At 53.8% G+C, this 13778-nt stretch carries 12 protein-coding genes; 7 read left to right on the top strand and 5 right to left on the bottom strand.

Annotated elements, in window-relative coordinates:
* Positions 1-78 precede the first annotated feature (78 nt).
* The 3 genes from feoA to ACQE3Z_RS12295 all read left to right on the top strand — a co-directional run bounded on the left by feoA (position 79) and on the right by ACQE3Z_RS12295 (position 4451).
* On the top strand, positions 79-312 hold the full coding sequence (feoA, locus tag ACQE3Z_RS12305; protein ID WP_426974026.1) for a ferrous iron transporter A: 234 nt from the start codon (positions 79-81) through the stop codon (positions 310-312).
* On the top strand, positions 309-2621 hold the full coding sequence (gene feoB / locus ACQE3Z_RS12300) for a Fe(2+) transporter permease subunit FeoB (RefSeq protein WP_426974025.1): 2313 nt from the start codon (positions 309-311) through the stop codon (positions 2619-2621). The genes feoA and feoB overlap by 4 nt, the downstream gene beginning before the upstream one ends.
* A gap of 141 nt (positions 2622-2762) precedes the next feature.
* Positions 2763-4451 carry an alpha-amylase family glycosyl hydrolase gene (locus ACQE3Z_RS12295; RefSeq protein ID WP_426974024.1) on the top strand — a complete coding sequence of 563 codons (1689 nt, stop codon included), beginning with the start codon at positions 2763-2765 and terminating at the stop codon, positions 4449-4451.
* Positions 4452-4481: 30 nt separating this feature from the next.
* Here ACQE3Z_RS12295 and ACQE3Z_RS12290 read toward each other — a convergent pair whose 3' ends face one another.
* The gene (locus ACQE3Z_RS12290) at positions 4482-4751 is read right to left on the bottom strand and encodes a DUF1471 domain-containing protein (protein WP_085068596.1); all 270 of its coding nucleotides are present in this window, start codon (positions 4749-4751) and stop codon (positions 4482-4484) included.
* A gap of 174 nt (positions 4752-4925) precedes the next feature.
* Positions 4926-5699 (bottom strand): pimeloyl-ACP methyl ester esterase BioH, encoded by a 774-nt coding sequence (gene bioH / locus ACQE3Z_RS12285; protein ID WP_426974023.1) that lies wholly within the window; start codon positions 5697-5699, stop codon positions 4926-4928.
* Positions 5700-5738: 39 nt separating this feature from the next.
* Here bioH and gntX point away from each other — a divergent pair, with 39 nt between their 5' ends.
* Together gntX and nfuA are read left to right on the top strand one after the other, a co-directional pair.
* Positions 5739-6422 (top strand): DNA utilization protein GntX, encoded by a 684-nt coding sequence (gene gntX / locus ACQE3Z_RS12280; RefSeq protein ID WP_250651507.1) that lies wholly within the window; start codon positions 5739-5741, stop codon positions 6420-6422.
* 58 nt (positions 6423-6480) lie between these two features.
* Positions 6481-7056 carry a Fe-S biogenesis protein NfuA gene (nfuA, locus tag ACQE3Z_RS12275; RefSeq protein ID WP_085068601.1) on the top strand — a complete coding sequence of 192 codons (576 nt, stop codon included), beginning with the start codon at positions 6481-6483 and terminating at the stop codon, positions 7054-7056.
* Between the two features lie 150 nt (positions 7057-7206).
* Here the strand turns inward: nfuA and ACQE3Z_RS12270 are convergent, their stop codons facing one another.
* Positions 7207-7560: a nitrogen fixation protein NifS gene (locus ACQE3Z_RS12270; RefSeq protein ID WP_426974022.1), complete on the bottom strand. Its 354-nt coding sequence runs from the start codon at positions 7558-7560 to the stop codon at positions 7207-7209.
* Positions 7561-7749: 189 nt separating this feature from the next.
* On the opposite strand from ACQE3Z_RS12270, the gene ACQE3Z_RS12265 reads away from it, so the two are divergent.
* Together ACQE3Z_RS12265 and ACQE3Z_RS12260 are read left to right on the top strand one after the other, a co-directional pair.
* Positions 7750-8598 carry a DUF3289 family protein gene (locus tag ACQE3Z_RS12265; RefSeq protein ID WP_426974021.1) on the top strand — a complete coding sequence of 283 codons (849 nt, stop codon included), beginning with the start codon at positions 7750-7752 and terminating at the stop codon, positions 8596-8598.
* Complete coding sequence (locus ACQE3Z_RS12260; protein ID WP_426974020.1) at positions 8595-9062, top strand: DUF943 family protein; 468 nt, start codon at positions 8595-8597, stop codon at positions 9060-9062. Before ACQE3Z_RS12265 ends, ACQE3Z_RS12260 begins: the two co-directional genes overlap by 4 nt.
* Positions 9063-9183: 121 nt before the next feature.
* Here the strand turns inward: ACQE3Z_RS12260 and malQ are convergent, their stop codons facing one another.
* Together malQ and malP are read right to left on the bottom strand one after the other, a co-directional pair.
* On the bottom strand, positions 9184-11262 hold the full coding sequence (gene malQ / locus ACQE3Z_RS12255) for a 4-alpha-glucanotransferase (RefSeq protein WP_426974019.1): 2079 nt from the start codon (positions 11260-11262) through the stop codon (positions 9184-9186).
* A gap of 50 nt (positions 11263-11312) precedes the next feature.
* A complete protein-coding gene (malP, locus tag ACQE3Z_RS12250; RefSeq protein ID WP_426974018.1) occupies positions 11313-13718 on the bottom strand; it encodes a maltodextrin phosphorylase in 2406 nt (801 codons plus the stop codon).
* Positions 13719-13778 lie beyond the last annotated feature (60 nt).

The following is a 13778-nucleotide window of genomic DNA, read 5'->3' as shown; positions in this document are numbered from 1 at the left end:
ATTAACGATAATCGTTCTCATTAATATGGTGCCGTTTTGTTCTTGCCGCCTTAAGCGACAGTCAATGAGGTGCACCCTATGCCACTATTTGCCCGCCAACACTATCAAATTCTTGGTTTTTCTTCCGCCGTTAGCCCGGCTTACCGGCAAAAACTCCTTTCTCTTGGGCTGTTGCCCGGTGCCTGTTTCCAGGTGATGCGTATTGCGCCGCTGGGCGATCCGCTCCAGATCCAGACAGGACGCGTTAGCCTGATGCTGCGCAAAAAGGATCTGGCGCTGCTGCAGCTACAGCCGATGGCGGAGGTGGCATGAAAAGCTGCACTATTGGTCTGCTGGGTAATCCCAACGCCGGAAAAACCACCCTGTTTAATCAGCTTACCGGCGCACGTCAGCGCGTGGGCAACTGGGCCGGCGTTACCGTAGAGCGTAAAGAGGGCTTCTTCACCGCTGGCGAGACGCGGGTAACTTTAATCGATCTTCCCGGCACCTATTCGCTCACCACCCTTTCTCAGCAGGCGTCGCTCGACGAGCAGATCGCCTGCCACTTTGTTTTAAGCCAGCAGGCAGACCTGCTGATTAATGTTGTGGACGCCTGTAATCTTGAGCGCAACCTCTATCTTACGCTGCAGTTGCGTGAGCTGGGTGTGCCCTGCATCGTCGCGCTCAATATGCTGGATATGGCGGAAAGCCAACGCATTACCATCGATATACCCGCGTTGGCGCAGCGCCTTGGCTGTCCGGTAGTGCCCGTGGTTTCAACGCGCGGCAGCGGGCTGGATCGCCTGAAACAGCTGATTGACCAAGGCGCTCCCGTCTGCGCGCCGCTGGAGGTCTGCTATCCGGCTGAACTGAACAGCGCTGTCGATCGGCTGGCGGCTACGATGCCGGTCAACGAAAGCCGTCAGCAGCGGCGCTGGCTGGCGCTACAGCTGCTGGAAGGCGATGTCTATAGCCGCCAGCAGATAAGCGATGTGACGCAACAGCATTTAACCGAGCTGGAGACCCAACTCTCATCAGATATTGCGATAAATATCGTCGCCGCACGCTATGAAAAGCTGGCGTCGATTTGCGCTGAAGTCAGCAATCAACATTTGATGGCGCCGCATCGGCTGTCGCAGCGTCTGGATAATCTGGTGTTGAACCGCTGGCTGGGCTTGCCGATCTTTTTGCTGATGATGTATCTGATGTTCGTGCTGGCGATCAATATCGGCGGCGCAATCCAGCCGCTGTTCGACATCGGCTCAACGGCACTGTTTATTCATGGTATGCAGTGGCTTGGCGCTATGCTGCATTTCCCCGTCTGGCTGACACTGTTTCTTGCTCAGGGCATCGGCGGCGGGATCAATACGGTGCTGCCGCTGGTGCCACAGATTGGTTTAATGTATCTGTTTCTCTCCTTTATGGAAGACTCCGGCTATATGGCGCGCGCTGCCTTCGTGGTCGATCGGCTGATGCAATCGCTTGGCCTGCCGGGAAAATCTTTTGTGCCGCTGATTGTCGGCTTTGGCTGTAACGTCCCTGCGGTAATGGGCGCGCGCACGCTGGATGCCCCACGCGAACGGTTGATTACGGTGATGATGGCGCCTTTCATCTCCTGCGGGGCCAGGCTGGCGATTTTTGCCGTGTTCTCTGCCGCCTTCTTTGGCGCGCACGGCGCGCTGGTGGTGTTTAGCCTGTATCTCACCGGCATCGTGATGGCGGTGTTAACCGGTCTGTTGCTAAAGCACACGCTACTGCGCGGCGAAGCCTCGCCGTTCGTGATGGAGCTGCCAAGCTGGCACGTTCCGCATCTGAAAAGCCTGCTCTTGCAAGCCTGGCAGCGGCTGCACGGCTTTGTGCTGCGCGCCGGGAAAGTGATTGTGATCGCCAGCATTTTTATTGGCGGGCTGAATAGCTTCTCGTTTAATGGTCAGCCGGTTAACAGCATCAATGATTCGGCGCTGGCCAGCGTTAGCCGGGTGATCACTCCGCTGCTGGCCCCTATCGGCATCCAGCCGGATAACTGGCAAGCCTCGGTCGGCCTGCTGACAGGCGCAATGGCTAAAGAGGTGGTGGTCGGTACGCTGAATACGCTCTATACCGCCGAAGCGCTGCATGAAGAGCCGTTCAACGTCTACGACTGGAGCCTGAAGGCGGAACTTGCCGATGCGGTAACGGAAACCTGGCAGGGCCTGAAAGAGACGCTGACTTTCAGCGTACTGGCTAACCCTATTGAGGCCAGTAAAGGCGATGGTGAAATGGCGGGCGGCGCGATGGGGAAAATGAGCCGCCAGTTTGGCAGCGATGCCGCCGCTTTCAGCTACCTGCTGTTTGTGCTGCTTTACATTCCCTGCGTCTCGGTGATGGGCGCGATTGCGCGTGAAAGCAGCCGCCGCTGGATGGGCTTTTCAATTCTGTGGGGGTTAAACGTTGCTTACTCCCTTGCCACGCTGTTCTGGCAGTTTTCGCGTATCAATGAGCAACCGCTTACCAGCAGCCTGATTATTTTACTGGTGCTGCTGTTTAACAGCGCCCTGCTGCTGCTGTTACGGCGGATTAAACTGCCACCGCAGCGCATTCCGATTCGGGTGTTGCCGGTGGAAAGCTATGAAAAGCCGTTAAGAAGCGGAGAATGCCATTAGCCAACCAGGCGACGGCAATTTTAGCCAGGCGGCTCCCATCCTGAGAAAGGGAGTCGCTGTAGCGGTTGCGATTTTAGCCTGGCGGTCTACAGTAAAAACTAACGCCCTTGCGAACCTAATGCTGCAGCCTGCCGGATAAACATGGATATTATCAATAACTTAATCGATAAGATCTACCAGGACACTTTTCCAATGGCCGCGCGGGAGCGCCTGCTGTCACACATTCGCGCCGCCCGTGATGCGATAAAAAAACCGCGTAAGCCGCACTGGGATGAAAAAGATGTGGTGCTGATAACCTATGCCGATCAGTTCCGCGAGCCGGAAGCGCCGACGCTTGCCACGTTTTCACGCTTTTACCAGCAGCATTTGCAGTCCACTTTTAACCTGGTTCACCTGCTGCCTTTCTTCCCCTGGTCATCCGACGACGGTTTTTCCGTGATTGATTATCATCAGGTCAATCCCATATGCGGCGAATGGCGCAACGTGGCTGAACTGCATACGCATACGCGTTTGATGTTCGATTTTGTTTGCAACCATATCTCTGCACGCAGCGCCTGGTTTAAACATTATCTGGCCTGCGATCCCGGCTGGGACGATTTTTTTATCAGTATGCCGCCCGGCACCGATTTAAGCAGCGTGACCCGCCCGCGTACTTCACCGCTGCTGACCCCTTTTGAGCGTAGCGATGGTCATACCCACTATATCTGGACCACCTTTAGCGCCGATCAGATAGACCTGAACTTCGCCAGCCCGGAAGTGCTGATTCGTATGGTTGACGTGCTGCTGGAATACCTGAAAAAAGGGGCCGATTACGTCAGGCTGGATGCGGTGGGCTATATGTGGAAAACGCCTGGCACACGCTGTATTCACCTGGAAAATACCCATCTGCTGGTGAAGCTGTTCCGCGCCATTGCCGACGTGGTCGCACCTGGCACCGTGATCATTACCGAAACCAATGTGCCGCATCAGGACAATATCAGCTACTTTGGCAACGGTCAGGATGAAGCGCAGATGGTTTATCAATTCTCGCTGCCGCCGCTGGTACTACATGCTATTCATAACGGCTCGGCGCGCGCGCTGCGCCAGTGGGCGGCGGGCCTCGATTTGGGCGGCGGCGGCACGACCTTTTTTAACTTTCTCGCCTCACATGATGGCATCGGCCTCAACCCGGCGCGTGGCATTCTGCCGGAAGTTGAGATCGTTTCGCTGGTGCGTGACCTGGCGCTGGAAGGCGCACTGATCTCTTATAAAAATAATCCGGACGGCACCACCAGCCCGTATGAGATCAATGTCACCTACATGGATGCCTTGAACAAGCAGAACGATAACGATGATACGCGCATCCGGCGTTTTATGCTGGCACATGCGATTCTGCTGGCTTTCCCCGGCGTTCCCGCCATCTATATCCAGAGCATTCTTGGCTCGCGCAACGATCAGGAAGGCGTCAAAGTCGCCGGTCATAACCGCGCCATCAATCGGGAAAAATATGCGCTCTCAGCGATCGAAAAAGCGTTGTCCGGCGGCAATTATCTCCAACAGCAGGTTTTTAACCGCCTCAGTGCGCTGATACAGCTGCGTACGCGTCAGCCTGCGTTTCATCCTGATAATCCAATGGAGATCCTCAACAGTGAAAATACGCTGTTAATGATGCGGCGCTATTCATCAACGGGCGATAACAGTCTGCTGTGCGTGTTTAATCTGAGCGGCAAAAGCGTGGAGGCGACGCTGCCGGAAGCGAAGAAATATCGCGATATTGTTGAGCAGGCGCTGATTGATGGTTCGCAGCCGGTAACGCTGCCGCCGTGGCACTATCTGTGGCTGAAAGGTTAAGCAGGCATAACCGGTATGCCTGCTTAAAGATTACTTATAGACGTCTGCCGTAGCGCTGAAACGCCCGTGTTCGCGTCCGGCGATCACCAGAAAGTATTTGCCGCCCTTCTCATCCGCCAGCTTTGACAGTTCACGTTTGGCATCCATTGGCGAGGTGGTTTCCGCCGTGGTATTCACCGTGCCGATTTTCTCCAGATTCATTTTCTGCACATCTTCTTTCGTCACTTCCTGTGCCGCCAGCGCAGAGAATGAGAGACCACCCAGCAGACAAGTTACAGCAATAGTTTTAATGATATTCATAGTACACCTTCGTCATAAGTTAACTGAAAAACTCAGACCGCCGAAGAATACAATGAGATAGGGGTATACAGTGCCCTGCTCCCTGGCAGACTCATACAGTCATGATCAGCGGCCTTGCTCAGTTACAATTATTAACGCCAGGTGATATTTTGCCAGCTAAAGGGATAAAGTTTATTAAACTGAATCGCTGAACGCTTTGACCGCCGTACAAAATTCCTGCGTATGCGAGATAAAGGGCGCATGGGCGGCTTTTTCTATAATCAGAGAGGCGCTGGCAGGCCAGCGCTGATCCAGCAGCGTGGCGACTTTACGTGGTACCAGCCCATCCAGATAGCCATAAATACGTAGCAGCGGAACCTGAAGCCTGTCCATTTCATCGCGTAAATCCGTACTCCGTAAAATCTCCAGCCCACCCGCCAACACCTCCACCGTGGGGATCGGCTGCGACAGCACCACCTCTTTTAACGCCCGGGCATCTTGCCTGGCGCTTTGCGTGCCCAGCGTTTGCAGCGCCAGAAAGCGTTCAACGGTGCGCTGATAATCCTCGCTAAGCTGTTGCTGAAAGCCGGTCAGCGTCTCTGGCTTAATCCCCGGCCAGCTCTCTTCATCGGCGGTAAAACGAGGCGATGAGGCGACGGTAATCAGGCCAGTAACCTGTTGCGGATAACGCAGCGCCAGCCGGCTGGCAACCAGACCGCCTAACGACCAACCCAGATAGAGTGCCTTTTCCGGCAGATGGGGCAACAGAGCGTCGATCATCCCATTCAACGTTAATGCGCCAAATCCCTGACTGCGGCCAAAACCCGGCAGGTCCACCACATGCAGCCGAAAATGTGCGCTGAGCGGCTCCGCAATGCAACGCCATACTTCCGCGTTCAGTCCCCATCCGTGTAACAGCACAAGATCGCGATTGCCGGTGCCGGTTGTATGCCAGTAAAGCTGCGCCATCGGTTATTGTCTCACTGTTGCTTAATTAAGGAGGTCGCTATGCTACCAATGCAGGGAGGCTGTTGGCTATGCCAGATACCGCTGGCGCTGCCGGTGCAGGGATTATGCAGCTACTGTTTACGCGCGCTGCCACCGTTACCGCTTTGTTGCCCGCGCTGCGGCTTACCTGCAGGCGATGCGCTTGTGCCCTGCGGTCGCTGCCTGCAGCGCCCGCCACCCTGGCAGCAGCTGATCGCCGTAAGCGATTACTGTTCGCCTTTAAGCTTGCTGATTGCCCGCTATAAATTCTCTGGCCGCACCGCACTCTCTGTGATGCTGGCGCGGCTGATTTTGCTAAGCTGGTTAGCGGCCAGACGTCAGCGCGGCCTGCCTCGTCCCGATTTAATACTGGCTGTGCCGCTGCATCATCAGCGCGCCTGGCGACGCGGTTTTAATCAGGCTGACCTGCTGGCCCGTTCGCTGGCTCGCTGGTTAAGCTGTACTTATGACCCTCAGGCTTTAACGCGCCGCCGCGCTGCTCTTATTCAGCATCGACTTGGGGCGCAAGCGCGTAAGCGCAACCTGCGCGGCGCTTTTCAACTTGAAATCACCGTTCAGGATCGCCATATCGCCCTGATTGATGATGTGGTGACGACCGGTAACACGGTCGCGGAAGTGAGCCGTCTGCTGATGCGCGCCGGAGCCGCCAGCGTCCAGATTTGGTGCCTTTGCCGTACCTTGTAGAGCGTCGGCGATGGGCGTATTATAACCAACTAAATTAGTCAACTATTGAGCAACTGCCATGATCCGAATTACCGATGCCGCCCAGGACCATTTTGCAAAACTGCTTTCAAATCAGGAAGAAGGCACTCAAATCCGCGTGTTCGTGATTAATCCGGGCACCCCAACGGCCGAATGCGGCGTGTCATATTGCCCACCGGATGCGGTAGAGCCGAGCGATACCGAACTGAAGTTTGAAAAGCTTTCCGCCTATGTGGATGAGCTGAGCGCGCCCTACCTGGAAGATGCTGAGATCGATTTCGTTACCGATAACCTTGGCTCTCAGCTGACGCTGAAAGCGCCAAACGCCAAAATGCGTAAAGTGTCTGATGACGCACCGCTGCTGGAGCGCGTTGAATATCTGCTGCAGGCACAGATTAACCCGCAGCTGGCCGGACACGGCGGCCGCGTAACGCTGATGGAAATCACCGACGAAGGCTACGCCATTCTGCAGTTCGGCGGCGGCTGCAACGGCTGTTCCATGGTCGACGTGACGCTGAAAGAAGGGATTGAGAAAGAGCTGCTGGCTGCGTTCCCTGAGCTGAAAGGTGTGCGCGATCTTACCGAACACCAGCGCGGCGAACACTCTTACTACTAAGCGTGGGCCGATGGCTGCGCTGGTCTGCCTGAGGCAGAGAACAGAACGTGATAAAAGGCGGCTTTGAGGCCGCCTTTATATTTAATTCAGTCATCCAGAATCTCTTTTGCTTTAAATTTCCATTTCCTTAATTTTATTAACACCCTATCGCTAACTAGCGCCTTCTATTGAATTAATTAGCTTGCATACTCTATCAACATTATTTGTTGCATACTCCATAGTAGATAAATAAATAATGCTGCTTTTATCAAAATCATTAATCAAGAATTGCCACTGCAAGCCAGGTGCACAAATAATGATTTCTGCATATTGTTTTATTTCATCAATATTAGCCTCAGAAGTATCTTGCTCAACGACCCAGGGATAACCTTCTCTTTTAAGGTAATCAGCTAACGTTTGAATGTAACTTTTTTCACGAAACCATGAGAATATGGCACTTGTTACTGGCGGCGCTCTCCCTAACATTGGGCTTGAGTTATTAACAAAAATTATTTTCCTTTGCATAAATCCGTCCTTACGATTATTAATTAACGAAAAGCGTTACACTGAAATACCTAAGCGACTCAACAAGCGAAAAAATGCACTTTTAAATTTCCTGCATTTACTTTATGGTTATTACCACTACCATCGCCGTTGTTAAATAAAGACTCAAATGGAAGAGTCAAGGATGGGTGTCTACAAGGAGTTAGTGACATGATTAAACTCACCTTCCCGCAAAATCTTTATACCACAAAGCATGAATTTAACGACTATGGGACAGATGATATGCGGTATGGCGATATAACCGCCGCACGTCTTAAAAAAAAGTTCCGGCTGACCAATATCTCTAATATAGTCGATCCCTGGACCATGACCCAACTAACGGCTTTTGATAATCCTCAGTCACGATTTTTCGGCGCACATAGCGGCAACAGACACAGTGCCACGCTCAGCGCGCAACAGTGTGCCAGGCTACTATTTGAAGAGATACAGGTTACCTCATTGCCCTTTGCATGCGTAGGCCCCTGGAAGTATCTTATCAATCGGATGCTTCAGCATTTCCAGCATGGTACAGGTATGCCATTTACTGATATGCAGCTTGATGCGGCCTATAAAAATCAAATTATTAATGATAATACAAAAAACAGTAGTTTAGCCGCTATTAAGGAGGTAATAAATAAGCGTATCAATTATGAGAAAAAAATCATTCCTCCGGAAACGCTTTCTGCCATAACGGAAGAAATCAGCTACAGGACTCTGCCAAAATTTGATTCAATGATACACGACAAAATCAATGGGTTAGGCATTACCATACATGACGTCTACGCTACACGTATAGATTTATTAAGTCTGGAAATCAGTGAAAAAGGCTGGCGCGCGCAGGTAAAGTATACCGGGCAGGATCATTTCGGCCTGGACGTGGACGATATTCAAAAGGCTAAATTTAAGCAATTCCAGTTTTTCAGGATATGGTTTATTCTACAACGCTTTGATCAATTCGGGTTCCGCCCCTTCTTAACCAATATGGAAGCGACAATTACTCTCGAGGAAAAGCGCCCATGAGCAGGAAAAAATCATTTCACTTTCTCATTTTTATCATGATTACGGCTATGGGTATTTATCTTTATCTGGATAACCGGCGCGTTAACATTATTGATGCACATCATGGCATATACTCTGCCGCAATTCTGGTCGATCATTTACCTGTTACCGCCTCATCGGCGATTAACTGGTGGCTGGGAAATCAGAACGCTATCCGGGAAAAATATCATATTCCCTCTGAAGAGGCGGGCGGGCCATCCAACTTTACCGTTTTTGCTTTTGGCGACGGCTACCAGAAAGAGGATGAGAACGATATGCTCTGTTTTGATGATGTGCCTCCCCCTGAAAACTGCATCGTCAAAGAGATACTGTTAACGGTTGGCCGCAACCGTGAGGGTAATATCCGATTCGCCTTTGGCAACGCTGCCTATATTCGCTATGCCGATGGCCGTATTATTGAATTAAAAAAAGAAACATACCACTGACGGCTACGGGGTTCTTATCCTGGACTCATAACGCTTTAGCGGTAGAATAATAGTGCCGCAATCTGGCTGCATTCGTAAAAGAGACCCGACCCATCTTTATCTGACCGGCCGGGCTTGATGATTAACTGCCTTTCGCTTTGCGTCGCCGATCCAGATCCTTAATCAGCTGATTGATATGTTCATCGCTAAACATCTCATCCAGCGTGTGGCTCAGCTTGCGCCGCCAGTTGGGATATTGATCCACCGTGCCCGGCACGTTCACCGGCTGTTCCATATCCAGCCAGTCTTCCGGCTGCAGGCCCAGCAGCGCGCTGCCGCTATCAGCAATATAGCGCAGCATACCGCGGTTCAGCTCCGGCGACATCACCAGCTTCTCAGCACGCTTGCCCAGCTTCTTCGGTACGCAGCCCTGCTCATGTAGCGCATCCAGCAGGGCCTGTTTTTGCCGCTCACGGTTTTCATACAGCCCTTTCAGCACTACCTTATCCGGATAAAGCCCCAACTCCTCGCCCAGCGTCAGATCGCCTGCGCTCCAGAACCCCCGCAGCGTCGGCAAATCGTGCGTGGCGCCGCTGGCCATCGACTGGCGCGGCCACTGCTGCGGCGCGCGATAGCGATCGGCGCTCTCCTGCTCAAAATAGAGCACCTTCCAGGAGTAGATCCCGCTGCGGCGCAGCTTGCCAATAATCTCCTGCGGCACCGTACCCAGATCCTCCCCGATCACCATACAGCGATTCCGCTGGCTTTCCAGCGCCAGGATTGCCAGCAGATCGTCAACCGGATAGGAGATATAGGCACCGTGATTCGCCGTCATCCCATAGGGGATCCACCACAGGCGCAGCAGCGACATCACATGATCGATACGCAACGCGCCGCAGCTGGCCATATTGGCGCGCAGCATCTCAATAAATGGCTGATAGGCCCGCGCCGCCATAACATGCGGATCCATTGGCGGTAGCCCCCAGTTCTGTCCCAGCGGCCCCAGAATATCCGGTGGCGCGCCAACCGAGGCTTGCAGGCAGTAAAGCTCAGGATCGCACCAGGTTTCCGCCCCGCCCTCCGCCACGCCAACGGCTAAATCGCGATACAGGCCAACCGACATGCCGCGCTGCTGACAAACCTGCCAGCACTCATCAAACTGGCGATTAGCCAGCCACTGCAGCCACAGCCAGAAATGAACCTCATCCTGATTTTCACGGCAAAACTGCTGTACCGCCTCGCTGTTGGCCCGGCGATACGCTTCCGGCCAGGCAGGCCAGCCCCAGCTTTGCCCGTCTTGCTGCAGCATCGCTGCATGAAGCGCATCGTATGCCGCCTGGCTGTAAAGACTCTCACCGCCAGCGCTGACAAAATCGGCAAAATGACGTCGCGTTTCATCCTGCTCGTCACGCTCAGAGTACTGCGCCCATGCCAGCCGCAGACCTTCAATTTTTAACTGATTAACCGCGCTATAGTCCACCCAGTCTGACTGGCGCGCCGCCTCTACCCGACGCTGCGTCTCTTTCTTTTTCCACCAGCGTTGCGCCGCTGCGCTCTGCTGGAAATCGGGCACACGCTCTACGTCGATATAGATGATATTCATCCAGCGACGCGATGAAGGACTGTAAGGACTGGCGCTTTCCGGGCTGGCGGGATAAAGAGAGTGAATGGGATTGAGGCCGATAAAATCGCCGCCGCGATCGGCTATTTGCATCAGCATTGCGCTTAAATCGCCAAAATCACCGATGCCCCAGTTGCGGGCGGAGCGCAACGTATACAGCTGCACGCAGGCCCCCCAAAGTTTTTTGCCCTCCAGCAGCGGCTGCGGTTCATAGCAGCGCTGCGGCGCAATAATCACCCGGCAGGCCCACTGTTTTTTGCCCTGCGTTAGCGTCAACTGGTGATAGCCCTGCGGCAGACGCGGCGGTAGCGCAAAGGCTTCACCGCCCTGCGCTTCGCCCTGCCAGGTTTTGCCCTGCTCGGTCTGTAGCTGCCAGTGAAACTGACCGCTGCCGCCAGGCGCAATTGTACGTTTTTGCCGTCCGCTAAATACTTTTACCGGCGGAAGCGGCGCGTTGCTGGCCGCGCGCGGAAATCCCATCGCCTCCAGCAGCAGCTGGCGGGTTTCTGCGCCGATCGCTTCCGGCTCCCCTTTGGCATTGATATAGCTGGCAGCAATCCCGGCCGCGCTGGCGTCCTTCTCAAGCTGAGTTAAATCCATAACGCTTCCTGAATCCGTGTTCTGTTCTGAACGGCCTGCGCCGCTCGCCCTTAACGTTTGCTCTGCCAGATGCGCTGTTGATAATCGCGGATGGAGCGGTCGGAACTGAACATACCGGTACGCGCCGTATTAAGAATCGCGCTACGTGTCCAGGCCTCTTGATCGCGCCATAGCGCTTCGACGCGCTCCTGCGCCACGATATAGTCGGCAAAGTCCGCCAGTACCATCCAGGGATCGCCATTTTTGGTCAGGCTTTCCAGCAGCAGATCAAAAGCATGTTTATCGCCCTGGCTGAAATGGCCTTTTTCCATCTCTTTCAGTAACCCGTCGAGATGCTTGTCTTTCTTACGCAGCTTTTTCGGATCGTAGCCTTTGGCTTTTAACGCCTTCACTTCATCAACGGTATTACCGAAGATAAAGATATTCTCTTCGCCCACCTGCTCGGCAATTTCCACGTTCGCGCCGTCAAGGGTGCCGACGGTCAGCGCGCCATTCAACGCCAGCTTCATATTGCCGGTGCCGGACGCCTCATAACCCGCCGTCGATATCTGTTCCGAGAGATCCGCCGCCGGGATCATCAGCTCCGCGACGCTAATGCGATAATCCGGAATAAATACCACCTTCAACCGATCGCCGATCAGCGGATCGTTATTGATCACCTCCGCTACTTTATTAATGGCATAGATAATATTTTTTGCCAGGTAGTAGCCGGGCGCGGCTTTGGCACCAAACAGGAAAACGCGTGGCACTTTATCCCGTTGTGGGTTGTCGCGTAGCTGACGATAGCAGTGCAGGATATGCAGTAGCCCAAGGTGCTGACGTTTGTATTCATGCAGACGTTTGATTTGCACATCAAACAGCGCCCCGGGATTGACCTCAATGCCGGTCACCTGGCGGATGTAATCGGTCAGGCGCTGTTTATTATCTTGTTTAATCTGGCGATAGCGCTGGCGGAACGCTTTATCCTCTGCATACGGCTCCAGCGCTTTTAGCGCATCCAGCTGCGTGACCCAGTCGCTGTTGCCCAGCGTCTCGTCAATCAGCGTAGCCAGCGCCGGGTTGCACTGTTTCAGCCAGCGACGCGGCGTAATGCCGTTGGTGACATTATGAAATTTATGCGGCCACAGCTGGTGATATTCCGGGAAGAGATCCTTTACCACCAGATCGGAGTGCAGCGCCGCGACACCATTCACCGCAAAACCGCTGACCACGCAAAGGTTCGCCATGCGCACCTGTTTATCGTACAGCACCGCCACTTTTTCCCAGATTTTCTCATCGCCGGGCCACTGCTTATTCACCAACTTTTTAAAACGCTGATTGATCTCTTTGATAATCATGAAATGACGCGGCAGCAGCGAGCGCACCAGACGTTCATCCCAGCGTTCCAGCGCTTCCGGCATCAGCGTATGGTTGGTGTACGCGAAGACGTTACTGGTGATCTGCCAGGCCTCATCCCAGCTCAGCTGATGCTCATCCAGCAGAACACGCAGCATTTCCGGAATAGCGATAGTCGGGTGGGTATCGTTAAGCTGGATGACCTCATAATCAGGCAGTTCCGCCAGCTGGCGTCCCGCCTGATGATGGCGGCGCAGAATATCCGCCACCGAGCAGGCACACTGAAAATATTGCTGCATCAGGCGCAGGCGCTTGCCTTCCTGATGGTTGTCGTTGGGATAGAGCACTTTAGTCAGCTTCGCCGCATCGATCCCATGCTGCTCCGCCTGCAGAAATTTACCGTTATTAAACAGTGTTAAATCAAAGGGCTCTGCATGAGATGCCTGCCACAGACGCAGCGGCTGTGCTAAACCGTTGCGATAGCCGATAACCGGCAGATCCCAGGCTTCGCCGCGCAGCATAAATGCCGGTTCCCAGCACAGGGAGCCGTCACTGTTTTTTACCACTTTACCGCCGATGCCAACGTCCACATCCAGCGCGGCGTTATGGCGAAACCAGGGATAGCTGCCACGCTGCCAGTCATCTGGCGCTTCGCGCTGTTGGCCATGATCGAAGCACTGACGGAACAGGCCGTACTGATAGTTAAGCCCGTAACCGTGAGCTGCCTGGCCCACCGTCGCCATTGAATCAAGATAGCAGGCCGCCAGCCGGCCCAGACCACCGTTGCCCAGCGCCGGATCCACTTCCTCCTCCAGCAGATCGCTAAGCGCAATGCCCTGCTGCGCAAGCAGTGCCTTTACATCGTCATACCAGCCAAGGTTAATCAGGTTATTGCCGGTCAGACGCCCGATCAGAAACTCCATCGACAGATAGTTAACGTGGCGCTGTTGTTCGTCTGGTTTCGCTAACGGCTGTTCCGCCAGAAGTTCTGCCAGCGCTGCGCTGACCGCTTGCCACCACTGATGTCGGGTCATCTCACTGGCGCTGCTCAGCCCGAGATATTGCCACTGGCGTGTTAACGCCGCCTCAAAACGTGTGTGACTGAATTTTTGCTGCGACATACGTGTCTCTTCCGCTAAGTGAATGGTTTCGCAAATAATTGATACACATGCTGACGTTAA

Source organism: Pantoea sp. FN0307 (assembly GCF_050113815.1).
Classification (GTDB): Bacteria; Pseudomonadota; Gammaproteobacteria; order Enterobacterales; family Enterobacteriaceae; genus Mixta; species Mixta alhagi.
This window is presented reverse-complemented; position numbering and strand designations above follow the sequence as displayed.